The organism is Streptomyces sp. NPDC015139 (assembly GCF_043079785.1).
Classification (GTDB): domain Bacteria; phylum Actinomycetota; class Actinomycetes; order Streptomycetales; family Streptomycetaceae; genus Streptomyces; species Streptomyces albidocamelliae.
Genome location: NZ_JBIBUW010000006.1, coordinates 458906 through 483727 on the forward strand (window position 1 = coordinate 458906; position 24822 = coordinate 483727).

At 71.7% G+C, this 24822-nt stretch carries 27 protein-coding genes and 1 riboswitch; of the genes, 17 read left to right on the forward strand and 10 right to left on the reverse strand.

Annotation, left to right across the window (positions count from 1 at the left end):
* Positions 1-188 precede the first annotated feature (188 nt).
* Genes ACF08B_RS19665 through ACF08B_RS19675 form a run of 3 tightly spaced genes read left to right on the forward strand, consistent with a single transcriptional unit; the run spans position 189 to position 3047 of the window.
* Positions 189-1253: a type III polyketide synthase gene (locus ACF08B_RS19665; protein ID WP_392318500.1), complete on the forward strand. Its 1065-nt coding sequence runs from the start codon at positions 189-191 to the stop codon at positions 1251-1253.
* On the forward strand, positions 1250-2467 hold the full coding sequence (locus ACF08B_RS19670) for a cytochrome P450 (protein WP_392318501.1): 1218 nt from the start codon (positions 1250-1252) through the stop codon (positions 2465-2467). Before ACF08B_RS19665 ends, ACF08B_RS19670 begins: the two co-directional genes overlap by 4 nt.
* Before the next feature lie 7 nt (positions 2468-2474).
* Positions 2475-3047: a cupin domain-containing protein gene (locus ACF08B_RS19675; RefSeq protein WP_392318502.1), complete on the forward strand. Its 573-nt coding sequence runs from the start codon at positions 2475-2477 to the stop codon at positions 3045-3047.
* A 45-nt stretch (positions 3048-3092) separates the two neighbouring features.
* Here the strand turns inward: ACF08B_RS19675 and ACF08B_RS19680 are convergent, their stop codons facing one another.
* The gene (locus ACF08B_RS19680) at positions 3093-4319 is read right to left on the reverse strand and encodes an acyl-CoA dehydrogenase family protein (RefSeq protein WP_392318503.1); all 1227 of its coding nucleotides are present in this window, start codon (positions 4317-4319) and stop codon (positions 3093-3095) included.
* A 166-nt stretch (positions 4320-4485) separates the two neighbouring features.
* On the opposite strand from ACF08B_RS19680, the gene ACF08B_RS19685 reads away from it, so the two are divergent.
* A complete protein-coding gene (locus ACF08B_RS19685) occupies positions 4486-5130 on the forward strand; it encodes a TetR family transcriptional regulator (protein WP_093479424.1) in 645 nt (214 codons plus the stop codon).
* Between the two features lie 90 nt (positions 5131-5220).
* Here the strand turns inward: ACF08B_RS19685 and def are convergent, their stop codons facing one another.
* A complete protein-coding gene (gene def, locus ACF08B_RS19690) occupies positions 5221-5760 on the reverse strand; it encodes a peptide deformylase (RefSeq protein WP_392318504.1) in 540 nt (179 codons plus the stop codon).
* A 152-nt stretch (positions 5761-5912) separates the two neighbouring features.
* Between def and ACF08B_RS19695 the strand changes: the two genes are divergently transcribed.
* The 10 genes from ACF08B_RS19695 (at position 5913) to ACF08B_RS19740 (ending at position 15524) form a co-directional block, all read left to right on the forward strand.
* Entirely contained in the window at positions 5913-7151 is a 1239-nt protein-coding gene (locus ACF08B_RS19695) for a MurT ligase domain-containing protein (RefSeq protein WP_392169613.1), read from the forward strand.
* A 20-nt stretch (positions 7152-7171) separates the two neighbouring features.
* Positions 7172-7900, forward strand: a complete 729-nt coding sequence (locus tag ACF08B_RS19700) for a type 1 glutamine amidotransferase (RefSeq protein ID WP_073895005.1) — start codon at positions 7172-7174, stop codon at positions 7898-7900.
* A 235-nt stretch (positions 7901-8135) separates the two neighbouring features.
* On the forward strand, positions 8136-9161 hold the full coding sequence (locus tag ACF08B_RS19705) for a 6-phosphofructokinase (RefSeq protein WP_093479422.1): 1026 nt from the start codon (positions 8136-8138) through the stop codon (positions 9159-9161).
* Between the two features lie 104 nt (positions 9162-9265).
* Positions 9266-10216, forward strand: a complete 951-nt coding sequence (locus tag ACF08B_RS19710) for a cytochrome c oxidase assembly protein (RefSeq protein WP_392318505.1) — start codon at positions 9266-9268, stop codon at positions 10214-10216.
* A gap of 83 nt (positions 10217-10299) precedes the next feature.
* On the forward strand, positions 10300-10491 hold the full coding sequence (locus tag ACF08B_RS19715) for a hypothetical protein (RefSeq protein ID WP_392318506.1): 192 nt from the start codon (positions 10300-10302) through the stop codon (positions 10489-10491).
* 37 nt (positions 10492-10528) lie between these two features.
* Positions 10529-11014 (forward strand): Lrp/AsnC family transcriptional regulator, encoded by a 486-nt coding sequence (locus tag ACF08B_RS19720; protein ID WP_093479419.1) that lies wholly within the window; start codon positions 10529-10531, stop codon positions 11012-11014.
* 152 nt (positions 11015-11166) lie between these two features.
* Entirely contained in the window at positions 11167-11976 is an 810-nt protein-coding gene (gene ddaH / locus ACF08B_RS19725; protein ID WP_073895012.1) for a dimethylargininase, read from the forward strand.
* The gene (gene rocD, locus ACF08B_RS19730; RefSeq protein WP_392318507.1) at positions 11976-13193 is read left to right on the forward strand and encodes an ornithine--oxo-acid transaminase; all 1218 of its coding nucleotides are present in this window, start codon (positions 11976-11978) and stop codon (positions 13191-13193) included. The genes ddaH and rocD overlap by 1 nt, the downstream gene beginning before the upstream one ends.
* 517 nt (positions 13194-13710) lie before the next feature.
* Positions 13711-14436 (forward strand): lysophospholipid acyltransferase family protein, encoded by a 726-nt coding sequence (locus tag ACF08B_RS19735; RefSeq protein WP_392318508.1) that lies wholly within the window; start codon positions 13711-13713, stop codon positions 14434-14436.
* A gap of 74 nt (positions 14437-14510) precedes the next feature.
* Positions 14511-15524 (forward strand): NAD-dependent epimerase/dehydratase family protein, encoded by a 1014-nt coding sequence (locus ACF08B_RS19740; protein ID WP_392318573.1) that lies wholly within the window; start codon positions 14511-14513, stop codon positions 15522-15524.
* A 63-nt stretch (positions 15525-15587) separates the two neighbouring features.
* Here ACF08B_RS19740 and ACF08B_RS19745 read toward each other — a convergent pair whose 3' ends face one another.
* From ACF08B_RS19745 to ACF08B_RS19780, 8 genes are all read right to left on the reverse strand, one after another.
* Positions 15588-17183 (reverse strand): alpha/beta hydrolase, encoded by a 1596-nt coding sequence (locus ACF08B_RS19745; RefSeq protein WP_392318509.1) that lies wholly within the window; start codon positions 17181-17183, stop codon positions 15588-15590.
* A gap of 139 nt (positions 17184-17322) precedes the next feature.
* Positions 17323-18084 (reverse strand): urease accessory protein UreD, encoded by a 762-nt coding sequence (locus ACF08B_RS19750; RefSeq protein WP_392318510.1) that lies wholly within the window; start codon positions 18082-18084, stop codon positions 17323-17325.
* Positions 18081-18758 carry an urease accessory protein UreG gene (ureG, locus tag ACF08B_RS19755; protein WP_392318511.1) on the reverse strand — a complete coding sequence of 226 codons (678 nt, stop codon included), beginning with the start codon at positions 18756-18758 and terminating at the stop codon, positions 18081-18083. Before ureG ends, ACF08B_RS19750 begins: the two co-directional genes overlap by 4 nt.
* A gap of 196 nt (positions 18759-18954) precedes the next feature.
* On the reverse strand, positions 18955-19629 hold the full coding sequence (locus ACF08B_RS19760) for an urease accessory protein UreF (protein WP_392318512.1): 675 nt from the start codon (positions 19627-19629) through the stop codon (positions 18955-18957).
* Between the two features lie 11 nt (positions 19630-19640).
* The gene (locus ACF08B_RS19765; protein WP_392318513.1) at positions 19641-21362 is read right to left on the reverse strand and encodes an urease subunit alpha; all 1722 of its coding nucleotides are present in this window, start codon (positions 21360-21362) and stop codon (positions 19641-19643) included.
* Positions 21355-21666, reverse strand: a complete 312-nt coding sequence (locus ACF08B_RS19770; RefSeq protein ID WP_392318514.1) for an urease subunit beta — start codon at positions 21664-21666, stop codon at positions 21355-21357. The genes ACF08B_RS19765 and ACF08B_RS19770 overlap by 8 nt, the downstream gene beginning before the upstream one ends.
* Positions 21667-21676: 10 nt before the next feature.
* Positions 21677-21979, reverse strand: coding sequence for an urease subunit gamma (locus ACF08B_RS19775; RefSeq protein WP_392318515.1), 303 nt, complete (start codon positions 21977-21979; stop codon positions 21677-21679).
* Positions 21980-22204: 225 nt separating this feature from the next.
* Positions 22205-22483, reverse strand: coding sequence for a type II toxin-antitoxin system Phd/YefM family antitoxin (locus ACF08B_RS19780; protein WP_392318516.1), 279 nt, complete (start codon positions 22481-22483; stop codon positions 22205-22207).
* Between the two features lie 88 nt (positions 22484-22571).
* On the opposite strand from ACF08B_RS19780, the gene ACF08B_RS19785 reads away from it, so the two are divergent.
* From ACF08B_RS19785 to ACF08B_RS19795, 3 genes are all read left to right on the forward strand, one after another.
* Positions 22572-23207: an ATP-dependent Clp protease proteolytic subunit gene (locus ACF08B_RS19785; protein WP_392318517.1), complete on the forward strand. Its 636-nt coding sequence runs from the start codon at positions 22572-22574 to the stop codon at positions 23205-23207.
* A gap of 7 nt (positions 23208-23214) precedes the next feature.
* Complete coding sequence (locus ACF08B_RS19790) at positions 23215-23523, forward strand: hypothetical protein (RefSeq protein ID WP_392318518.1); 309 nt, start codon at positions 23215-23217, stop codon at positions 23521-23523.
* A gap of 339 nt (positions 23524-23862) precedes the next feature.
* A riboswitch (cyclic di-AMP (ydaO/yuaA leader) is annotated at positions 23863-24094 on the forward strand.
* 3 nt (positions 24095-24097) lie between these two features.
* A complete protein-coding gene (locus ACF08B_RS19795) occupies positions 24098-24580 on the forward strand; it encodes a C40 family peptidase (RefSeq protein WP_073895036.1) in 483 nt (160 codons plus the stop codon).
* The last annotated feature ends 242 nt before the right edge of the window (positions 24581-24822 follow it).

Genomic DNA, 24822 nt, shown 5'->3' on the forward strand with positions numbered 1-24822 from the left:
CCTGGCGTTTTCCCTCGTCCGGCCGCGAAAGTCGCCCTTCGAGCCCGACCCCGCGTCCCCGATTCGGAGTAATCCAACGCGAAGTCATCGGCCTCCCGGGTGACGGTGGGTGCAGCACCTCCTGAGGTGAACCACCTTCTGGGCCGGTGGGCGAAGGCCCTCCGGAAAGCGGAAAGCAGGGACGGTTCATGGCGACTTTGTGCAGACCCTCGGTGTCGGTCCCGGAGCACGTGATCACGATGGAGGAGACGCTGGAGCTGGCGCGCTCCCGCCACGAGGACCACCCTCAACTGCCGCTCGCGCTGCGGCTGATCGAGAACACGGGCGTGAAGACCCGGCACATCGTGCAGCCCATCGAGGAGACCCTCAAGCACCCGGGCTTCGAGGACCGCAACAAGCTCTACGAGGCCGAGGCCAAGGCCCGGGTCCCCGCGGTGATCCAGCGGGCCCTCGACGACGCGGAGCTGCTCACCACCGACATCGACGTGATCATCTACGTCTCGTGCACGGGCTTCATGATGCCCTCGCTCACGGCGTGGCTGATCAACGAGATGGACTTCGACAGCACCACCCGGCAGCTCCCGATCGCCCAGCTGGGCTGCGCGGCCGGCGGCGCGGCGATCAACCGTGCGCACGACTTCTGCACGGCCTACCCGAACGCCAACGCGCTCATCGTGGCCTGCGAGTTCTGCTCGCTGTGCTACCAGCCCACCGACCTCGGCATCGGCTCGCTCCTGTCCAACGGCCTGTTCGGCGACGGCATCGCGGCCGCCGTGGTCCGCGGCAACGGCGGCACCGGCGTCCGGCTGGAGCGCAACGGCTCGTACCTCATCCCGAAGACCGAGGACTGGATCGCGTACGACATCCGGTCCACCGGCTTCCACTTCCTGCTGGACAAGCGGGTGCCGACGACCATGGAGCCGCTCGCCCCCGCGCTGAAGGACCTGGCGGGCACGCACGGCTGGGACGCGTCCGACCTGGACTTCTACATCATCCACGCGGGCGGGCCCCGCATACTCGACGACCTCAGCACGTTCCTGCAGGTGGACCCGCACGCCTTCCGGTTCAGCCGGTCCACGCTCACCGAGTACGGCAACATCGCCAGCGCCGTCGTCCTGGACGCGCTGCGCCGGCTGTTCGAGGAGGGCGGCCCCGAGGACCGGGCGCGCGGACTGCTCGCCGGCTTCGGACCGGGCATCACCGCCGAGATGACGGTGGGCCGCTGGGTCAGCGACGACGGGGACTCGCGATGACCGAGGAGAGCACGCTCACCGAGAGCCCGCCCCCGGTCAGGCAGTGGCCCGCGGCCGACCTGACCGGGACGGACTTCGACCCGGTGCTGGCGGAGCTGATGCGGGAGGGCCCGGTCACCCGCATCCGGCTGCCCAACGGCGAGGGCTGGGCGTGGCTGGTCACCCGGTACGAGGACGTGCGCGCGGTGGCGAACGACCCCCGGTTCGGCCGGGAGGCGGTCATGGAGGCGCCGGTCACCCGGCTCGCCCCGCACTTCATCCCCGACCGGGGCGCGGTCGGCTTCCTCGACCCGCCCGACCACACCCGGCTGCGCCGCTCGGTCGCCGCCGCGTGCACGGCCAAGGGCGTGGAGCGCATCCGTGACAAGGCGCGCGGCGTGCTGGACGAACTGGTCGACGAACTCCTCCAGGACGGCCCGCCCGCCGATCTCACGGCGGCGGTCCTCAGCCCGTTCCCGATCGCGGTGATCTGCGAGCTGATGGGTGTCCCGGCCGGCGACCGGCACGACATGCACGCCTGGACCCAGCTCATCCTGTCCTCCGCGCACGGCAAGGAGGTCAGCGAGAAGGCCAAGCGCGAGATGAGCGCCTACTTCTCCGACCTCGTCGGCCTGCGGGAGAACAGCACGGGCGAGGACGTGGCCTCACTGCTCGGCGCCGCCGTGGGCCGGCAGGAGGTCACCCTGGAGGAGGCCGTCGGACTCGCCGTCCTCCTCCAGATCGGCGGCGAGGCGGTCACCAACAACAGCGGGCAGATGTTCTACCTGCTGCTGTCCCGCCCCGATCTCGCGGAGCGGCTGCGCGCCGAGCCGGAGATCCGCCCCCGGGCGATCGACGAGCTGCTGCGCTACATACCGCACCGCAACGCGGTCGGGCTGTCCCGGATCGCCCTGGAGGACGTGGAGATCAGCGGGATCCGGATTCGCGCGGGCGATCCCGTCTACGTCTCCTACCTGGCCGCCAACCGCGACCCGGAGGTCTTCCCGGACCCGGAGACGATCGACTTCTCCCGCAGCCCCAACCCGCACGTGGCCTTCGGCTTCGGCCCGCACTACTGCCCGGGCGGTCAGCTCGCCCGGCTGGAGTCCGAGCTGCTGGTCGACGCCCTGCTGGACCGGGTGCCCGGCCTGCGGCTGGCCGTCCCGCCGGACCAGGTGCCCTTCAAGAAGGGCGCGTTGATCCGGGGGCCCGAGGCCCTGCCCGTGACGTGGTGAGCGGACGATGACGACGACCGAAGGACTCTCGGCCCAGGCGGATCCGCCGGGCCGGGAGACGGACCCCACCGAGGGCCTGCTGGTGCCGCCCGGCCACGGCCGGGTCGTCGAGACGGCCGCCCAGCGGGTGACCTTCAAGGTCACCGGTACGCACTCACGGATGGCCTCCACCTTCGAGGTGGAGGTCCCGCCGGGCTTCGACGTCGGCGCCCACGTGCACACGCGCAGCGAGGAGTTGTTCTACATCCTGGAGGGCGAGCTGGACGTCCTCGCCTTCGAGCCGCGCATCCGGACCCCCGACAACTGGCAGAGATGGGAGTCGAGTTCGGGCAGCCGCGTGGTCCGGGCGACCCCTGGCACGGTGATCGTCGTACCGCCCGGCTGCCCCCACGCGTTCGCGAACCCGACGGACACGCCGGCGAAGATGTTCTTCCAGGCGAGCCCGCCCCCGGACCACGAGCGCTACTTCGAGGAGCTGCTGGAGATCCTGCGCGACGGCGGCCCGCCGGACCAGGACGCCATCGAGGCGCTGCGGAGGAAGTACGACATCCAGCAGCTGACTCCGCTCAGGCACCGGTGATGCCGTGAGGGGCGGGTCCACCGCGGACCCGCCCCGACGATGCCGTTACCGGATCGGCATGCCCGCGAGCGTGCGGGCGATGACGAGGCGCTGGATCTCGCTCGTCCCCTCGAAGATGGTGTAGATCGCGCTGTCCCGGTGCATCCGCTCGACGGGATACTCACGGGTGTAGCCGTTGCCGCCCAGGATCTGGATGGCCTGCGCGGTGACCTTCTTCGCGGTCTCGCTCGCGAACAGCTTGGACATGGAGCCCTCGGCGGCGGTGAACGGCCTGTTGTTGACCGCCATCCACGAGGCCCGCCACACGAGCAGGCGGGCGGCGTCGATCTGGGTCCGCATGTCGGCCAGCTGGAAGGCGACGCCCTGGTTGTCGATGATCGGCCGGCCGAACTGCTCACGGGTCGTGGCGTACTCGAGGGCCACCTCGTACGCGGCCCTGGCGGTGCCGACGGCCATGGCGCCCACGGCCGGCCGCGACGCCTCGAACGTCGCCATCGCGGCGTTCTTCACCCGCTCCCCGCCCGCCTTCGCCTTCTCCCGGGCCCGGGCGAGGCGCTCGTCCAGCTTCTCCTTCCCGCCGAGGAGGCAGGAGCCGGGGACGCGGACGCCGTCCAGGACGACCTCGGCGGTGTGCGAGGCGCGGATGCCGTGCTTCTTGAACTTCTGGCCCTGGGCGAGACCCGGGGTGCCCGGCGGCACGATGAAGGACGCGTGGCCCTTGGAGCCCAGCTCAGGGTCGACCACGGCGACGACGACGTGGACGTTGGCGATGCCGCCGTTGGTCGCCCAGGTCTTCGTGCCGTTGATCACCCACTCGTCCTTGGCCTCGTCGTACACGGCACGCGTGCGCATGGAGGCGACGTCGGAGCCGGCGTCGGGCTCGGAGGAGCAGAACGCGGCCACCTTGACGTCGTTCTGGTCGCCGTACATCTGGGGGATCCAGGTGCCGATCTGTGCCTCGGTTCCGTTGGCGAGAACGCCCACCGCGGCGAGGCCCGTGCCCACAATGGAGAGGGCGATGCCCGCGTCGCCCCAGAACAGCTCCTCCATGGCCATCGGGATACCGAGACCGGTGGGGTCGAAGTACTGCTGAGCGTAGAAGTCGAGGGAGTAGATGCCTACCTTCGCCGCCTCCTGGATGACCGGCCAGGGAGTCTCCTCACGCTCGTCCCATTCGGCGGCCGCGGGGCGGATGACGTCGGTGGCGAAGCCGTGCAGCCAGTCCCGGACCTCCTTCTGTTCGTCGTTGAGCTCCATGGTGAACTCGGCCATGTCCCCTCCAGCGGCAGTGCGTGTTACTAGCGGTAACCCGAGTCTGTTACCGACGGGTAGGAAAAGTCAACCGCCGATGACGCCTCGGCATCCCGTTCGATGTCAGGGGCACAGTCAGTGTTAGTTTGCGCTGGCGTCACCGAATCAGCACGGGTGGGGAGAGCACATGGACACCACACAGCGGACCGACCAGCAGCGGTCCGCGGACCGCCGACGGCGCGAGCTGCTGGAGGCCGCCGACCGCGTGGTGCTGCGCGACGGCCCGCAGGCGTCGATGAACGCGATCGCGGCGGAAGCGGGCATCACGAAGCCCATCCTCTACCGCCACTTCGGCGACAAGGGCGGACTTTACGCGGCGCTTGCCATGCGGCACACCGACGCCCTGCTCGGCTCCCTGCGGGCGGCGCTGGACGCCCCCGCCGAGCGGCGGGAGCGGGTGGAGTCCACGCTGGACACCTACCTCGCCGCGATCGAGGCACGACCGCAGGTCTACCGGTTCCTGATGCATCCGTCGGAGGGCAGCGCCGGCGGCGACCAGGGCTTCGACGTCGGCAAGCACAGCGCTCCGCTGCTGCGGCGGATGGGCGAGGAACTGGCCCGGGTCATCGAGGAGCGGGTGGATCTCGGCCCCGGCAGCCAGCAGCTGGCGCGGGTGTGGGGCCACGGGATCGTCGGGATGATGCACGCGGCCGGCGACTGGTGGCTGGGCGAGCGGCCCTGTTCCCGCGCCGAGTTGGTGCGCTCCCTCGCCGATCTGCTGTGGGGGCGGCTCGCGGCGGCCGGGGACAAGGTGGGCGGCCCGGGGTTCTGAAGCCTCCCGCGGTCGGGCGGGATCCGGTGCGGGCCCGTCCCGCCCGAGGCGTGCGCGGACGCGGACCGGCGCCCGCCCGGGTGACTCACCTCACCGGCGCCAGGAGGCCCGGGAGACCTGCCGCGCCAGTCTGCGCTTCCGCCAACCCGTGAGGTGATCGGCGTACACCGTGCCCTCCAGGTGGTCGCACTCGTGCTGGAGGCACCTGGCGAAGAAGCCCGTGCCGTGCACGGTGACCGGCTCCCCCGTCACCGTGAAACCCTCGACCACCGCGTGGTCGTACCGTTCGGTACCCGCCTCCAGGCCGGGCAGGGACAGGCAGCCCTCGGGGCCGCGGATCACCACGCCGTCCTTCTCCACCAGGCGGGGGTTCACCACGTGGCCCAGGTGACGCGCGTCCTCGTCGTCGGGACAGTCGTAGACGAACACCCGCAAAGGGACGCCGATCTGATTCGCGGCCAGGCCCACCCCCCGCGCCGCGTACATCGTGGCGAACAGGTCCTCCACGAGCGCCGCCAGTTCGGGGCCGAAGTCGGTGACCTCCCGGCACCGCTCGCGCAGTACCGCGTCTCCGAGCAGGGTGAGAGGCCGGACGCGCCCGTGGGCGCCCGGGATCGTGCCGTGTCGCATGGCGGCAAGGGTACGGTTCGTTCAGCTCAAGCCCGCCGCCGGAGGCATGGGCCGGGATTCGGGTGTGCGAATGGATCTCGATAGGCTGAGGTTCACACCACGCTGCCGGATGGCCTGAGGCGCGGCGCGTACGCAAGGAGGATCGAGAACTGATGGCAGGCAACTCGGACCCGCTCTCGCCGCGGGCCAAGCTGGCCGTGACCGCGGGCAAGGCGGTCGCTGCGGCATCGCGCGCCGCGGGACGGGGCAGCGGGTCGGTGATCGGTGGCCGGGTCGCACTGAGGCTCGACCCCGACCTTCTCGGGCGGCTGGCCCAGAACCTGGACGTCGTCCTGGTGTCGGCCACCAACGGCAAGACCACCACCACCCGGCTCATCGCGGAGGCTCTGCGCGCCGCCGGCCCGGTCGTCTCGAACGCGCTCGGCGCCAACATGCCGGCCGGCATCACCTCCGCCCTCGCGGGCGGCTCGGAGTCGAAGTTCGGCGTCATCGAGGTCGACGAGAAGTACCTGGCGGGCGTGGCGCGGGACACCAGCCCCAAGTGCATCGCCCTGCTGAACCTCTCCCGCGACCAGCTGGACCGCGCGGCCGAGACCCGCATGCTCGCGGAGAACTGGCGTGAGGGTCTCGCCGGGTCGAAGGCCGTGATCGTCGCCAACTGCGACGACCCGCTGGTGGTGTGGGCCGCCTCCTCCTCCCCGAACGTGATCTGGGTCGCGGCCGGGCAGATGTGGAAGGACGACGCCTGGTCCTGCCCGTCGTGCGGCGGCGTGATGCAGCGCCCCGGCGACGACTGGTTCTGCGGCGAGTGCGGCTTCCGCCGGCCGACGCCGACCTGGGCGCTGTCCGGGGACCACGTGCTGGACCCGCACGGCTCCGCCTGGCCGATCCACCTCCAGCTGCCGGGCCGCGCCAACAAGGCCAACGCGGCCAGCTCCGCGGCCGTCGCCGCCGTCTTCGGAGTGCCGCCGCAGGTCGCCCTGGAGCGGATGTACCAGGTGCAGGCCGTGGCCGGCCGGTATGACGTCGTCCAGTTCCAGAACCGCGACCTGCGGCTGCTGCTGGCCAAGAACCCGGCCGGCTGGCTGGAGACGTTCTCCCTGATCGACCCGCCGCCCGCGCCGGTCATCCTGTCCGTGAACGCCCGTGGGGCCGACGGCACCGACACCTCCTGGCTGTGGGACGTCGACTACACCCGGCTGACCGGCCACCCGATCTTCGTGGTCGGCGACCGGAAGCTGGACCTCGCCGTCCGCCTGGAAGTGGCCAACCAGCACTTCCAGGTCTGCGACGACCTCGACCAGGCCGTGCAGATGTGCCCGCCCGGACGGATCGAGGTCATCGCGAACTACACCGCGTTCCAGGACCTGCGCCGCCGCGTCGGCAACTGATCTTCGAAGGGCGATCACTCATGAGCGACAACCAACTGCGGCTGGTGTGGATCTACCCGGACCTGCTGAGCACCTACGGCGACCAGGGCAACGCCCTCGTCGTGGAGCGCCGGGCCCGGCAGCGCGGTCTGGACGTGGCCCGTCTCGACGTGCGCAGCGACCAGCCGATCCCGACCTCCGGCGACATCTACCTGATCGGCGGCGGCGAGGACCGGCCGCAGCGGCTCGCGGCCGAGCGGCTGCGCCGCGACGGCCATCTCCAGCGTGCGGTGCAGAACGGCGCGATCGTCTTCTCCGTCTGCGCCGGCTACCAGATCCTCGGCCACGAGTTCATCAACGACCTCGGGCAGCGCGAGCCGGGCCTCGGCCTGCTCGACGTGGTCTCGGTGCGCGGCGAGGGCGAGCGGTGCGTCGGTGACGTGCTGGCGGACATCGACCCGCAGCTCGGGCTGCCCCCGCTGACCGGCTTCGAGAACCACCAGGGCGTCACGCAGCTCGGGGCCTCGGCCCGCCCGTTCGCCCGCACCCGCATCGGCAAGGGCAACGGCACCGGGGACGGCACGGAGGGCGCGTACAACGGGACGGTCTTCGGCACCTACATGCACGGTCCGGTGCTGGCCCGCAACCCGCAGATCGCCGACCTGCTGCTGAAGCTGGCGCTGGACGTCAACGCGCTGCCGCCGATCGACGACCGCTGGTACGAGGCGCTCCGCAACGAGCGCATCGCCGCTGCGCAGCAGCCCGCGTAGGCACGGTCGCGCGGCAGCCCGCTGGCGTGATCACGGTGTGCTGAAGGCACCCTTCAGCACCTTCCGGCAGGCTTCGTGACGGGCCCGGCTGACGGCGCGTCTGCTCACATGTGCAGGCGCGTCCAGCAGGCGGACGCCCGCTACGGAGCCACCCCGTCCCGCCGGTAGGGTGGCCGGGAATCCGCCGGACAACGTGGTCCGGTCTCCCGGCCCACGTTGAGAAGGTAATCGGGCTATGCGCATTGGTGTCCTCACGTCCGGCGGCGACTGCCCCGGCCTGAATGCCGTCATCCGGTCCGTCGTGCACCGTGCCGTCGCCGACCACGGCGACGAGGTCATCGGTTTCCGGGACGGCTGGAAGGGCCTCCTGGAGTGCGACTACCTCAAGCTCGACCTCGACGCCGTGGGCGGCATCCTGGCGCGCGGCGGCACCATCCTCGGCTCCTCCCGGGTCCGTCCCGAGCACCTGCGGGACGGCGTGGAGCGGGCCCGCGGCCATGTCAGGGAGCTCGGTCTCGACGCGATCATCCCGATCGGCGGTGAGGGCACGCTGAAGGCGGCCCGCCTGCTGTCGGACAACGGCCTGCCCATCGTGGGCGTGCCGAAGACGATCGACAACGACATCGCCGTCACCGACGTGACCTTCGGGTTCGACACCGCGGTGACCGTGGCGACGGAGGCCCTCGACCGGCTGAAGACGACCGCCGAGTCCCACCAGCGCGTGCTGATCGTGGAGGTCATGGGCCGCCACACCGGCTGGATCGCGCTGCATTCCGGCATGGCGGCCGGCGCCCACGCCATCGTCGTACCGGAACGGCCCTTCGACATCGACGAGTTGACGAAGAAGGTCGGTGAGCGGTTCGAGGCGGGCAAGCGGTTCGCCATCGTGGTCGCCGCCGAGGGCGCCAAGCCTCGGCCGGGCTCCATGGAGTTCGATGAGGGCGGCAAGGACATCTACGGCCACGAGCGCTTCGCGGGGATCGCGCGGCAGCTGTCGGTCGAGCTGGAGCACCGCCTGGGCAAGGAGGCGCGGCCGGTGATCCTCGGGCACGTGCAGCGCGGCGGCACGCCGACGGCGTACGACCGGGTGCTCGCCACGCGGTTCGGCTGGCACGCCGTGGAGGCGGTCCACCGCGGGGAGTTCGGCCGGATGACGGCTCTGCGCGGAACGGACATCGTGATGGTGTCGCTGGCGGAAGCGGTCGAGTCCCTGAAGACGGTGCCCGTCGAGCGCTACGACGAGGCGGAGTGCGTGCTGTAGTCCAGCCGTGGACAACCCGCCCCCGGTCACGGTCGTGACCGGGGGCGGTTCTACTCTTGTGGGCGGACAGACGCGTACAACCCCCACGAATCAGGAGCCGGCGGATGGATCACAGCGGGCACGGCATGATGATGGATCTGCCGCCGTTCACGCTGGCGCGAGGGCTTGAGTGGTCGGCGGACCCCTTCTTCCTCCTCGCCTGTCTGGCCGGCCTGGCTCTGTACGGCTGGGGGGTCGTACGGCTGCGGCGGCGCGGGGACGCGTGGCCCGTCAGCCGTACGGTGTCGTACGTCGTCGGTGTGCTCACCATCGCGCTGGTGATGTGCACCAGGCTGAACGACTACGGCATGGTCATGTTCAGCGTGCACATGGTGCAGCACATGGTGATCAGCATGCTGTCGCCGATCCTGATCCTCCTCGGCGCCCCGGTCACGCTGGCGCTGCGGGCGCTGCCGACCGCCGGCAGGGGCAGGAAGGGCCCGCGCGAGCTGCTGCTGGCGTTGCTGCACAGCCGGTACATGCGGGTCATCACCCACCCCGCCTTCACGATCCCGCTGTTCATCGCGAGCCTGTACGCGCTGTACTTCAGCCCGCTCTTCGACTTCCTGATGGGTTCCCGGACCGGGCACGCAGCGATGATGGTGCACTTCCTCGCGGTCGGTGTCGTGTTCTTCTGGCCGATCATCGGGGTGGACCCGGGCCCGCACCGGCCGGGGTACCTGATGCGGATGCTGGAGCTGTTCGCGGGCATGCCGTTCCACGCGTTCTTCGGCATCGCGCTGATGATGGCGTCGACGCCGATGGTGGAGACGTTCCGGAACCCGCCCGCCTCCCTCGGCATCGACGCGCTCGCCGACCAGAACGCGGCCGGCGGCATCGCGTGGGCCTTCAGCGAGATCCCGTCCGTGCTGGTGCTGATCGCGCTGCTGTTCCAGTGGTACGGCTCCGAGCAGCGGCAGGCCAAGCGCAAGGACCGGGCCGCGGACCGGGACGGCGACAAGGAGCTGGAGGCGTACAACGCCTACCTGGCTTCGCTGAACGCACGCGAGGGCTAGGCGGAACGCTTCCCGTCCGGGCATCCCGTACGGGCGGGAACCGGGGCACCATGGTGGGGACGGACCACGAGGAGGGTGTCGCGATGCCCGGTTCCACGAACGGCTCCACGAACGGCTCCACGAACGGCTCCACCAAGGCGATGGGGGCCCTCACGGTCGGCGGTCTCGTCGTCGTGACCGCCTACACGGTCGCTCTCGGCAGCAACGGCTGGCTGTGGTTCGGCTGGGTCGTCCTGGGGCTGCTGACACTCGCCATGGTCGTCACCCAGTCCTGAGGGCGCCCCGGCGGCAGGGCTGACCTACAGTGCCCGCATGAACAGCAGGACGCTCACGTTCGACGACCTCGACCGCAAGATCACCACCGCGCTGATGGCGAACGCCCGCACCAGCTTCGCCGAGATCGGGGCGGACGTGGGGCTGTCCGCGACGGCGGTCAAGCGGCGGGTGGACCGGCTGCGGGAGACCGGGGTGATCACCGGGTTCACGGCGACGGTGCAGCCCTCGGCGCTCGGCTGGCGCACGGAGGCGTACGTCGAGGTCTACTGCGAGGGCGCGGCCCCGCCGCGGCGCCTGGCGGAGGTGGTCCGCAACCATCCGGAGATCACCGCCGCCATGACGGTGACCGGCGGCGCCGACGCGCTGCTGCACGTGCGGGCGCGGGACGTGGAGCACTTCGAGGAGGTGCTGGAGCGGATCCGCACCGAGCCGTTCATCCGCAAGACGATCAGCGTGATGGTATTGTCCCATCTTCTCCCGGAAAGCCCGGAAGCGGGCGCCACCCACGCGGCGCCGGAGTGACCGCGATCATGCGCAGCGGTCGTGCGTCCGCCCTGGTCACAACGCAGCGATGCTGCGCGGGCGCGCAGCCTTTCGCGCTTGTCGCGGTGATCTGCGCTTCCTACCGTGGTGTCATCCCTCAGTGACACACTGGAAAGCGGAGGAAACCCTCTGTGTCCGAACATCGTGTGCCGCGCCACCGGCGCTTCCTCGTCTGCGAACCCGCACATTTCGCGGTGCAGTACGCGATCAATCCCTGGATGCATCCCGACCGGCCCGTCGACGTGGACCTCGCCCGTGACCAGTGGCAGGCGCTGATCCGCACGTACCGCGCCCACGGTCACACCGTCGAGTCCGTCGAGCCGGTCGCCGGCCTGCCGGACATGGTCTTCGCCGCGAACGCCGCGTTCGTGGTCGGCGGCCGGGTCTTCGGCTCCCTCTTCCACGCGCCGGAGCGGCGCCCGGAGTCGGTCCACTACGACACCTGGTTCAAGGCGGCGGGCTACGACGTGTACCGCCCCGAGTCGGTGTCGGAGGGCGAGGGCGACCTGGTGTGGACGGGCCGGTACGTGCTGGCCGGCACCGGGTTCCGCACCACCCGCGAGGCGCACCGGGAGGCGCAGGAGTTCCTCGGCCACCCGGTGATCGGCCTGACCCTGGTGGACCCGTACTTCTACCACCTGGACACGGCGCTGTTCGTGCTGGACGACGACAACATCTGCTACTACCCGGAGGCGTTCTCGGCGGGCAGCCGGGAGGTGCTGCGGCGGCTGTACCCGGACGCGGTGCTCGCCACCCGGGAGGACGCGATGGCGTTCGGCCTGAACTCCGTGTCCGACGGCCGCAACGTCTTCATCGCGCCCCACGCCGAGGCCCTCGCCGAGCGCCTGGCCGGCCACGGCTACGTCCCCGTCCCCGTCGACCTGTCGGAGTTCCACAAGGCCGGCGGCGGCATCAAGTGCTGCACCCAGGAGATCCGCTGATGACCGCACCCGCGCGCACGCGCACGTCCGCCGAGCTGATCCGTGCGGAGGAGCCCGTCCTCGCGCACAACTACCACCCGCTGCCCGTGGTGGTGGCCCGGGCCGAGGGCACCTGGGTGGAGGACGTCGAGGGCAAGCGCTACCTCGACATGCTCGCCGGATACTCGGCGCTCAACTTCGGCCATCGGCACCCGGCCCTGGTCGAGGCCGCGCACCGGCAGCTGGACCAGCTGACGCTCACCTCCCGCGCCTTCCACAACGACCGGCTCGCGGAGTTCGCGGAGCGGCTCGGAGAGCTGACCGGTCTGGACATGGTGCTGCCCATGAACACCGGCGCGGAGGCCGTGGAGAGCGGCATCAAGGTGGCCCGCAAGTGGGCGTACGACGTGAAGGGCGTCCCGGCCGACCGGGCGACGATCGTGGTCGCGGCGGAGAACTTCCACGGCCGGACGACGACCATCGTCAGTTTCTCCACGGACGAGACGGCCCGCGCGGGCTTCGGCCCGTTCACGCCGGGCTTCCGGATCGTGCCGTACAACGACCTGGCGGCGCTGGAGGAGGCCGTCGACGAGACGACGGCGGCGGTGCTGATCGAGCCCATCCAGGGCGAGGCCGGTGTCGTCATCCCGGACGAGGGCTACCTGGCCGGCGTGCGCGAACTGACCCGGCGCAGGGGCTGCCTGTTCATCGCGGACGAGATCCAGTCGGGCCTCGGCCGTACGGGCCGTACCCTCGCCGTCGAGCACGAGGACGTGGTGCCGGACGTGCTGCTGCTCGGCAAGGCGCTGGGCGGCGGCATCGTGCCGGTGTCGGCGGTGGTGGCCCGGCGCGAGGTGCTGGGTGTGCTGCACCCGGGCGAGCACGGCTCCACGTTCGGCGGCAACCCGCTCGCCGCGGCGGTCGGCACGGCCGTGGTGGGGCTGCTGGAGACCGGGGAGTTCCAGCGCCGGGCCGCCGAGCTGGGTGTGGTCCTTCGGGACGGGCTGACCGAGCTGGTCGGCCGGGGCGTGCTCGGCTTCCGCTCGCGCGGGCTGTGGGCGGGCGTCGACGTCGACCCGGCGATCGGCACCGGCCGTGAGATCAGTGAGCGGCTGATGCGGGAGGGCGTCCTGGTCAAGGACACCCACGGCTCCACGATCCGGCTGGCGCCCCCGCTGACCATCACGGCGGAGGAACTGCGCTCCGCGCTGGCGGCACTGGAGAAGGTGCTGGTCTGACGGATCCGCGGGCGGGGGCCGGTGCCGTGGGCGCCGGCCCCCGCCCGTGTGCCCGGCACGTGCCGGACAGCCGCTTCGGCTCCTTGATGGGGGCATCCCCCTACGGGCCGCGGACGTTCCTCCGCGCGGGGGGAACTGCCGGGGGCCGCGGCGGGCCTGTGCAGCCACGGGGAGCGAGTTCCGGCCGGAGAGGGCGGGACGCGGGCCCCGTCCGGTGCGCTCGCGGTGAGGGACGACGGCGAACCCTGCGGGACCCGCGACGTCACGGGGTTCCGGGAGCGAGGTCGCAGCCGCGGGCCGCGCGTCCACGGCGCCCGGACAGTCGTCGTGCGCGCCGGTGGTCCGGACGCACCGTGCGGGCGGTCCTCGCGCGGTTCCGGGAACCCTGAGCCGGGGGCAGCATGAGGTGGATTCCGGACGGTTACAGATGACTGGGAGCGCTGTCCGGGCCCGCTCGGGGATCATGGGCGCTCATCCACCGGTGTCGAGCCGCATCCGGCAGAGTGAGGGGCGAGACGTGTTCTACTACCTGCTCAAGTACGTGCTGTTGGGCCCCTTGCTCAGACTCGTCTTCCGGCCTCGGATCGAGGGCCTGGAGAACGTGCCCGCGGAGGGCCCCGCGATCGTCGCGGGCAATCATCTGTCGTTCTCCGACCACTTCCTGATGCCGGCGATCCTGAAGCGACGCATCACCTTCCTGGCCAAGGCGGAGTACTTCACCGGGCCGGGTGTGAAGGGCAGGCTCACCGCGTTCTTCTTCCGCAGCGCCGGCCAGATCCCTGTGGACCGCTCCGGCAAGGAGGCGGGGCAGGCCGCGATCCGCGAGGGCCTCGGCGTGCTCGGCAAGCGGGAACTGCTCGGCATCTACCCGGAGGGCACCCGCTCGCACGACGGCCGCCTCTACAAGGGCAAGGTCGGTGTCGCGGTGATGGCACTGCGGGCGGGCGTGCCGGTGGTGCCCTGCGCGATGATCGGCACCTTCGAGGCGCAGCCGCCCGGCAAGGTGATCCCGAGGATGCACCCCGTCACCATCCGCTTCGGCAAGGCACTCGACTTCTCCCGGTACGCCGGCATGGAGAACGAGAAGGCGGTGCTGCGGGCCATCACCGACGAACTCATGTACGCCATCCTGACGCTGTCGGAGCAGGAGTACGTCGACGAGTACGCGGCCGTCGTCAAGGAGCGGCAGGCGGCGGAGAAGGGCGTGCGGGGGCGGAGGTTCCCGCGGGCGCCGCTCGGCTGACGGCTTCTGCCGTCGGCAGAGGACCGTGGCGGGCCGTGTCCGCCCGGCCGTACGGTCGCGGGATGAGACGTGCTGTGGTGATCGGAGCGGCGGGGCAGATCGGGCGTCCGGCGGTGAACGCGCTGGCGCGGGACGGCTGGGCGGTGACGGCCGCCTCGCAAAGCGGCGGCCGGGACGCGGCCTGGCCGGAGGGGGTACGGACCGTACGGCTGGACCGGGAGGACGGGGACGCGCTGGCCGAGGTGGTCGGCGACGGCTGCGACGTGCTGGTCGACATGGTCGCCTTCGGGGCCGCGCACGCCCAACAGTTGACCGCCCTCGCCGACCGGATCGGGTCGGCCGTGGTCATCTCCAGCGTGTCGGTGTACGAGGACGGCAGGGGCCGTGGCTTCGACACCCAGGAACGGCCCGACGGCTTCCCGGAGTACCCGGTGCCCCTGCCGGAGACCCAGCGGACGGTGGCACCCGGTGAGACCACGTACAGCACGCGCAAGGTGGCGCTGGAGCGGGAACTCCTCGCGGCGGGCGACCGGTTGCCGGCCACGCTGCTGCGTGCGGGCGCGGTGCACGGGCCGCACTGCCGCAGCCCCCGCGAGCTGTACTTCGTCAAACGGAACCTGGACGGGCGGGGACGTCGCGTGCTCGCGTACGGCGGGGCGAGCCGCTTCCATCCGGCGAGCGTGCGCAACCTCGCCGAGCTGATCCGGCTGGCCGCGGCACGGCCCGGGTCCCGGGTGCTGAACGCCTGCGACGCGGAGGCGCCCACGGTCGCCGGGATCGCCGCGGCGATCGACGCGGTGATGGGGGTGCGCACGGAGACGGTGTCCGTCGACGGTCCTCCCCCTGCTCCGCGGGTGGGAGAGACCCCGTGGTCGGTGCCGCATCCGGTCGTCGTCGACATGTCGGCGGCGGAGCGTGAACTGGGCTACCGCCCAGTGGTCGGGTACGCCGACTCCCTGCCGGAGACCGTGGCGTGGATCGCGGACCGGCTCGCCGGAACCGACTGGCGTACGGCGTACCCGAAGATGGCGCAGGCCTACGGCGACCTGTTCGACTACGCGGCGGAGGACGCCTGGCTCGGCGCGTGAGCCCCGGACAGGAGTGAGGGGCGGCCGGGAGACCGGCCGCCCCTCGTCACCGTACCGCGGGGGTTACGGCTTGGGCGTGGCGTGCGGGGCGCAGGTCACGTCCTTGCCGTCCAGCTTGCCGGAGAGCAGGTAGGCGTCGACGCGCTGGTTGATGCAGGGGTTGACCAGGCTGGTCACACCGTGGGAGCCCGCGTTCTTCTCGGTGATGAGACGGGAGCCCTTGAAACGCTTGTGCAGTTCGACGGCGCCCTCGTACGGGGTGGCCGCGTCCCGGGTCGACTGCACGATCAGGACCTTCGGCAGGCCCTTGTGGGTCTTGACCTCGAGCGGGTTCTGCTGCTTGGCCGGCCAGGTGGCGCAGGGCAGGTTCATCCAGGCGTTCGCCCAGGTCATGAACGGGTAGTCCTTGTGGAGCCGGGTGTTGTCCCGGTCCCACTTGCGCCAGCTGGTGGGCCACTTGGCGTCGGCGCACTCGACGGCCGTGTAGACGGCGTTGCTGTTCTCCGAGGCGATGTTGCCCGCGGTGTCCGACAGGTCCGGGGCGGCCGCGTCGACCACCGCCTGGGTGTCACCGGCGCTGTACTTGCTCAGGACCGTGGCGATCGGCACCCACGAGGAGTCGTAGTACGGCGCGCTCTGGAAGAAGGAGATCAGCTCGGCCGGGCCGACGACCCCGCCGAGGGGGCTCTTCTTGGCGGCGGCACGCAGCTGGAGCCACTTGTCCTGGACGGCGGCACGGGTGGTGCCGAGGTGGAAGGCGGCGTCGTTCGCGGCGACCCAGTCCTCCCAGTCCTTCCAACGGCCCTCGAACGCGATGTCCTGGTTGAGGTTGGCCTCGTACCAGATGTTCTCGCGGGCCGGGTTGACCACGCTGTCCACGACCATGCGGCGCAGGTGGCCCGGGAAGAGGGTGCCGTAGACGGCGCCGAGGTACGTGCCGTAGGAGACGCCCAGGTAGTTGAGCTTCTTCTCGCCCAGCGCGGCGCGGATGACGTCCAGGTCGCGGGCGGTGTTCGGCGTCGTCATGTGCGGCAGCATCGCGCCGCTGCGCTTGCCGCAGCCCTCGGCGTACTCGCGGGCCAGCTTGCGCTGGGCCTTCTTGTCGGCCTCGCTGCCGGGCACCGGGTCGGCCTTGGGCGCCTTGACGAACTCCTGCGGGTCGATGCAGGAGATGGGCGCGGAGTGGCCGACGCCGCGCGGGTCGAACCCGACGAAGTCGTAGGCCTTGGCGGTGTTCGCCCAGACGGCGTTCTGGGTGGTGACCCGGCGCGGGAAGCGCAGGCCGGACCCGCCGGGACCGCCCGGGTTGTAGATGAGCGCGCCCTGGCGCTCCTTCTTGGTGCCGGTGTTGCCGATGCGGTCCACGGCTAGCTTGATCTGCTTGCCGTAGGGGTGGGCGTAGTCCAGCGGCACGCTGACCCAGCCGCACTGGATGGGCTTCTCCAGCCCCCAGTCGGCCTGGCAGTCCTGCCAGTGGATGCCGGCCTTGGCCGCCCTGGCGGCGGCTATTTCCGCGCCCTTGGCCTCGCGGTCCTGCGCGGGACGCCCGGTGGCGCTCGCGACGGGCGCGCTGACCGCCCCGGCGATCAGGGTGGCGGTGACGAGTGCTCCGGCCGAACCGAGTGCCAGCAGGCGGCTCTTCGGTCTGTTCTGCCTCAAGTGGGCCCCTCCCCGAGCTTCGCTGTAAGTGCGTCAGGCGGGGATCCTTTCTGCTGTGAGCCGTCTGAGAACAGGGGTTGACACCCATCTTTACCAATCCGATAACCGGATGATCACGTCCCGCTGAGCGGGCGGGTGTTCACCGGCCCAGGAGCACCAGCGCCTCGTCCAGCAGCCGCCGCAGCCGCAGGGCGTCGGAGGCCACCGCGCTCACCAGGACGGCGGGGCCGGCGAGCGGCATCAGCGCGGCGCCCTCCCCCAGCATCCGGGCGGCCATCGGATGATCGGCGAACTCAGGCCGGACAACAACGAGTTGACCGACCGCCCGGTGACCGGCGAGCACACCGGGGCCGTCCCAGCCGCCCGGCGCTCCGGGACCGCAGGCCAGCTCCTGGTCCAGGACGGTCCGGCCGGCGACCCGCACGGTCAACCGGCTGGTGAGCCGCCCGGGTTGCTCGCCGACCCGGCCGAGCACCTGCTCCTCACGCAGCACGAGCCGTGCCCCGCCGTCGAGTTCGGCCCGCGTGGTGACGTGCAGGTCGCTGCCGCCGGCCGAGATCAACTGCTCGGGCAGCCAGTGCAGTTCCGCGCCGTCGGCCACGTCGAGCCGGACGTCGTAGTGGGCCGTGTCCTTGGTCTGGCCGGGCAGCGCGAGGGTGGCGGCCGCGGATCCGACGTGCAGCCGGGCGCCCCGTTCCGCCCGCACGGCGAGGGCGAGGCGGTCCCCGCCGAGCGGGCCGCTCATCGCGCCGACCACCATCACCTTCGCCTCGGTCCCCCTCGCCCTGGTGCGGCGCAGCGCCAGCGGGCCCTCGCCGTCCAGCACGGGCAGCGCCGTACCGCCGCGTCCGTCCGCGCGGGCGACGATCCGTGCGGTCGCGCGGACCCCCGTGGCCGTCATGCCGTCCACGCCGCGAGCCGCTCCCGCAGCCACGCGGCCACGTCCGCGACCCCGCCCTCGCCGCGCAGCGACTGGAGGACGACCGGGAGTTCGGCCCGCTGCACCTTGGCGTCCGCGGCCATCCGGGCGAGGTCCGAGCCGACGTGCGGGGCGAGGTCGGTCTTGTTGACGACGAGCAGGTCGGCGGTGGTGACGCCGGGGCCGCCCTTGCGCGGGATGTCGTCGCCGCCGGCCACGTCGATCACGAAGATCTGGAAGTCCACGAGGCCCTTGGAGAAGGTGGCGGTGAGGTTGTCCCCGCCGGACTCGACGAGGATCAGGTCCAGCGGGCCGACCGCGTCCTCCAGGTCCTCGACGGCTTCGAGGTTGGCGGAGATGTCGTCCCGGATCGCGGTGTGCGGGCAGGCGCCCGTCTCCACGGCGGTGATCCGCTCGGGCGGCAGGACGGCCTCCCGGAGCAGGAACTCGGCGTCCTCGCGCGTGTAGATGTCGTTGGTGACGACGGCGAGGGACAGTTCCTCGCGCAGTGCACGGCAGAGCGCGGCGACGGTCGCGGTCTTGCCCGACCCGACGGGCCCGCCGAGCCCGATGCGCAGCGCACGCCGGGTCCCATCGGGCCGACGGGCGTCCGCGCTGAGCGCCGCGGGGCCATGGTGGACGTGGTCGAGATGCATGAACGGCTCCTGTGGGGTGGCCAACGTATCCGCCGGCCCGCCCGGGGGGGGGCGGCCGGGTCGGTGCGGGCAGGTCGGGGTTCGGGGGTGGTGCGGGCCCGTCGAGGTCGTGGGGGGGGTGAGCCGGTCCGGGCCCGTCGGGGTTCATATGTGGGGCGAAGCCCCTTCGAAGGGGATCCGCGGGGTGTGGGGCGGCTCAGGACGCGAACAGCCTCATGGGCCAGGTCGCGTGCCACTCCGCGCCGACCTCCAGCAGCGGTGCGGACGCGGACGGCAGGGTGTCGACGCCCTCGTCGGCCACGCGGCGCGCCGCCTCCACCGCCGTGTCCGCGATCCGGTCCAGCTCCGGTGCCAGCCGGGCCAGGACGCCGGTCGCGTCGAACGGGTCGAGGCTGAGGAGCCGTACCGTGGCCGTGGCCGGCCCGCTCACGCTCTCGTACAGCGCGCAGTACGCGGCGTCCTCGGGTCCGAGTCCGGCCGCCCGGGCGGCGAGCCCGAGGACGACGGGCTGGTGCGCCCCCTTGGGGAACCGGCCGGCGAGCGCGTCGAGTTCGCCGGACGGCCAGCTCGCCCGCGCCGCCCGCAGAAGCTGCCGGCCGAGCCGCCGCGCGGCCGCCCGGAGGGCGGGCGACGGGGTCCGCGCCTCCGCCGCCGCGTCCAACTCCCCCAGGTCCGCGCCGAGTACCGCCGCCGCGGCGAGTGCTCCCGCGACCAGCCCCGCGGTGTGGGCCCGGCCCCGGCAGAAGGCCTCCAGGCTCGCCGCGGAGGTGATCCGGCCGGCCTTGACGGCCGCCTCCGCCCCGCCGGAGTGCGCGTGTCCTCCGGCCGGGAAGCGGCCGTCGGCCAGGACGAGCAGTGCCGCTCTCGACATCACACCGCCCCTCAGAAGAGGAAGTAGCGCTGGGCCATGGGCAGTTCGGCCGCCGGGGTGGCCTCGACCAGTTCGCCGTCGATGTGCACGGCGAAACTGTCGGGGTCGATCCGGACGTCCGGCCGAGCGTCGTTCTCCCGCATGTCGGCCTTGGTGACCCGGCGCGTCGACTCGATCGCCACGAACCGCTTGCCGAGCCGCAGCCGCTCCGGCAGCCCGTCCTCGATCGCCGGGGAGGCGACGAAGTTGACGGAGTTGGCGGCCGGGGCGCGGCCGATCGCCCCGTACATCGGGCGGGGCAGGATCGGCTGCGGGGTGGGGATGGAGGCGTTGGCGTCGCCCATCTGCGCGTAGGCGATCTGCCCGCCCTTGATGACGAGAAGCGGTTTGACGCCGAAGAAGGCGGGTTCCCACAGCACCAGGTCGGCGAGTTTGCCGGTCTCGACCGAGCCGATCTCGGCGGCAAGTCCCTGGGCGAGCGCCGGGTTGATCGTGTACTTGGCGACATAGCGACGTACCCGGTGGTTGTCCGCGCGGCCGTCGCCGGGCAGTGCTCCCCGGCGGCCCTTCATCACGTGGGCCGTCTGCCAGGTGCGCAGGATCACCTCGCCGACGCGCCCCATGGCCTGGGAGTCGGAGGAGATGATCGAGATCGCGCCGAGGTCGTGGAGGATGTCCTCCGCGCCGATCGTCGACGGCCGGATCCGGGACTCCGCGAACGCCAGGTCCTCCGGCACCGCGGGATTGAGGTGGTGGCACACCATCAGCATGTCGAGGTGTTCCTCGGCGGTGTTGACGGTGAACGGCCGGGTCGGGTTGGTGGAACTGGGCAGGACGTTCGGCCGGGAGACCACGGTCATGATGTCCGGCGCGTGCCCGCCGCCCGCACCCTCGGTGTGGTACGAGTGGATCCCCCGGCCCGCGATCGCGGCGAGGGTGTCGCCGACGAAACCCGCCTCGTTCAGGGTGTCCGTGTGGATGGCGACCTGGATGCCGGTCCGGTCGGCGACGGTGAGCGCGGCGTCGATGACGGCCGGGGTGGAGCCCCAGTCCTCGTGCAGCTTGAGACCGACGGCGCCGCCGCGGATCTGGGAGAGCATCGCCTCGTGGCTGACGGTGTTGCCCTTGCCGAGGAGGCCGACGTTGACGGGGTACGCCTCCATCGCCTCCAGCATCCGGGCCAGGTGCCAGGGGCCGGGCGTCACGGTGGTCGCCTTGGAGCCCTCGGCGGGTCCGGTGCCGCCGCCCACCAGGGTGGTGATGCCGGAGGCCAGGGCCTCGTCGGCGACCTGTGGGCAGATGAAGTGGACGTGGGCGTCGATGGCACCGGCGGTCAGGATGCGGCCGTTGCCCGCGATGATCTCGGTCTCGGGCCCGATGACCAGATCACGGTGGACGCCGTCCATGGTGTCGGGGTTGCCGGCCTTGCCGATGCCGGTGATCCGCCCGTCGCGGATGCCGACGTCGGCCTTGACGACGCCCCAGTGGTCGAGCACGACGACACCGGTGATCACGGTGTCGGGGGTGCCCTCGGCCCGGGTGGCCCGGGACTGCCCCATGGACTCGCGGATGACCTTGCCGCCGCCGAAGACGGCCTCGTCGCCCGACCGGCCGGGGCCGCCGGAGCGGTCCTCCTCGATCTCGATCAGCAGGTCGGTGTCGGCGAGCCGGATCCGGTCGCCGGTGGTCGGCCCGAACAGGTCGGCGTAGGCGCCGCGGGAGATCTCAGGCATCGAGGGCACCTCCGGTCTCCCCGCGCAGGCCGGGCACAATCCGGGCGCCGGCGAGGGCGACGAGTTCGACGTCGAGGGGGATGCCGGGCTCGAAGCGCACGGCGGTGCCGGCGGCGATGTTCAGCCGCCTGCCGCGCGCGGCCGCCCGGTCGAACTCCAGGCCGGGGTTGGCCTCGGCGAAGTGGTAGTGGGAGCCGATCTGGACGGGCCGGTCGGCGGCGTTGAGAACCCTCAGACGGACGACCTCGCGGCCGTCGTTGAAGTTGACGGGGTCCTCGGCGAAGAGGATCTCTCCGGGAATCATCGCGGCCCCCTCAGATGATCGGCTCGTGGACGGTGACGAGCTTGGTGCCGTCCGGGAAGGTGGCCTCCACCTGGACGTCGTGGATCATCTCGGGCACGCCGTCCATGACGTCGTCCCGGGTGAGGAGTTTGCGGCCGGAGGCCATCAGCTCGGCCACGGTACGGCCGTCCCGGGCGCCCTCCAGGATGTGCGACGTGATGAGGGCGACCGCCTCCGGGTGGTTGAGCCTGAGCCCGCGGGCCCTGCGCTTCTCGGCCACGTCGGCCGCCACGTGGATCAGCAGCCTCTCTTGTTCGTGCGGGGTCAGTTGCACGTCCCACCTCACAGTCCTTGCTCCGGACCGTGCGGGGTCCGGCTGCCGCAGCCACCACGGCGGGATAGGTGTAACACACAGACAAATTGCCCGCGGATGGCGAAACGCGGGCAGAAAAACCCCTGGTGGCGTGGAGCGGAAGGCTAGTTCGCCGGAGTTTCAGCGACGTTAACCAGACCTTGGGCCCCGGATGACCGGGCGATGGGCTCGCCCATACCCGGTCGGCTAGGGCGCGCCGGGCCGGCGGTGCTCGGCCGCGATGCCGAAGCGCTGCTGCTCGCGGGCGACGGAACCGGCCTCGCGGACCCCCGACACCGTGCTGACGATCCCGTCCTCGCTCTGCTCGTCCAGCGCGTCCAGCCGGTCCAGATCGGCGGCCGAGACCAGCGCGACGAGGGGCTTGCCGTGCCGGGTCACCACGACGCGCTCGCCGCCGTACACCACCCGGTTGATCAGGTCGGCGAGCTCAGCCCTGGCTTGCGTCACCGGAATCTCGTAGGCCATGCCCCCATCATAACGTCACGTACGTACTGTACATTCTGTACAGAAGCCGGGTCCAAGAGAGGGCCACGGCATGAGGAGGGGTATGCCCATGTCCCGACCGTCCGCCCGTCACGTCCTGCCCGAGTTCACCGAGCGCACCAGCAGCGGCGCGCGCACCCTGGATCCGTACGGCAAGCTCTTCGAGGACCGGGTCGTCTTCCTCGGCACACCGGTCGACGACGCCGCCGCGAACGACGTGACGGCGCAGTTCATGTACCTCGAACACGCCGCCCCCGACCGGGACATCACGCTGTACATCAACTCCCCGGGCGGTTCCTTCGGGGCGATGACGGCGATCTACGACACGATGCGGTACGTCGGCTGCGACATCGCGACGTACTGCCTGGGACAGGCCGTCTCCGTCGCCGCGGTGCTGCTCGCGGCCGGCACCCCCGGCAAGCGGTTCACGCTGCCGAGCGCCCGCATGGTGCTCGAACAGCCCGCCCTGCCGGAGCCGGTGCGGGGGCAGCCCAGCGACCTCGCCATCCAGGCCGGGGAGTTGGCCCGGACCCGCGCCCTGACGGAGACGATCCTCGCGGCGCACACGGGGCGCACGGCGGAGCAGGTTCACCGGGACCTGGAGCGGGACCTGGTCCTGGACGCCTCCGGGGCCCTGACCTACGGCCTGGTGGACGGCGTCGTGCCCAGCCGCCGCGAGATGCCCGGCGCACCGGACGCGAGGTGAGCGCCCGATGCCGCCTCAGGAGCTGCCACCGCTGCCCGCGCTGACCCGTGCCGAGGGGGAGTTGATCGACCGTTACCTGGAGGCGGCCGACCTGCTGGGGCGGATCAACCCCGCGCGCGACGGCGACACCTATCCCGGTCTGCGGGCGGCGCAGGCCCTGGTGCGCAAGGCGGCGGAGCTGCGTGACGCGCTCGCGCTGATGCACGCGCGGGGCGAGACGGAGCTGCACGGGGACACGCTGGCACGGGCCCTGCGGGTACTGGACGGCGAGCGCCGCACCGCTCGCGTCGCGCTCCCGCCCGACGGCGTCGGCTGATTCGGACGCGCGTGGGGCCCGCGGGGGCCGGAGCGTCGACGCGCCGTTCGGGCCGGAGTTGAAACGGCCCGAACGACTGTCCGCCGACCGAGGTATATCCAGATGATTTTCTGACCCTCCCGGCTTGCGCGCCGGACCGGTCCGTGGTGTCCCGGCGAGCGCTCCGCCCCAGGTCGGAGGCTACGAACGGGAGTTGACGACGTCTCGAACAGAGCAGTGTCCACCCGAACGGGTGAGTGGTGAGTAACGCCACAAATCCCCGATTCCATTGGGATTTTCGGACACCTGTGAGTGAAGATCCCTGTCTGACGACAAGACCCCGCCACGGCGGCGGGGCGATCCGGGCGGACGCCGAGTCCTGCCGCCGCCCGGATGACCGGTCGACAGGAGTGGATCGGCAGGAGTGGAGGACCCAAGCTAGACGGGTCGCCGGAACGGATGTTCGTCCGCTCGATGCGGACGGCCGGATGTTCCGAGCAGCCCTTGGGGTGAAGCCGCGGCAACGCGGCCGGGCAACTTCGCCAGCCCGAATCCGACAGGTCATCCTTCACAGGCGGCTGACGAAGGGTTGCGCATGTCTGCGCTCAATCGTGTCCCGTCGCTGATGGCCCGGGCCGGCACGGCCTCGGCTCTGACACTCGCCGCCGTCGGCGGCTCCATCGCGGTGCCCGGCCTCGCCACCGACGCCTCGGCCGCGACCACCGCGGCCACCGCGACGAAGGCACTGAAGATCGCGGCCTCCAAGAAGGGCGCTCCGTACCAGTACGGGGCCACCGGGCCGCGGCGCTTCGACTGCTCGGGTCTGACGCTCTACTCGTTCAAGAAGGCGGGCAAGAAGCTGCCGCGCACCGCCGCCCAGCAGTACAACAAGTCGCACCACATCTCGGCCAGGAGCCGCAAGGCGGGCGACCTGGTGTTCTTCCACTCCGGTTCCAGCGTCTACCACGTCGGCATCTACGCCGGTCACGGCAAGATCTGGCACGCGCCCAGGACCGGTGACGTGGTGCGGCTCCAGAAGATCTGGACGAAGAGCGTGTGGTACGGCCGGGTGAGCTGACCCGACGTCACGGCAGGAGCGGCTCCGGCGGCGGGGCCGCTCCGAGGACCGTCAGCGCCGCCTCGGCGCCCGCCCGGAGCCATGGGCGCCCTGGGGCCGGCACACTGAGGATCGGCGCCAACAGCGGTGTCCAGCCCCGGCCCGCGGGCCCCCCGGGGGGCCCCGGGCCGGGGGGGGCGGCGGGCCGGGGCGGGGGGCGGGCGCCGGGTGCCGGGGGGCGCCCGGCCCCCCCCGCCCGACCC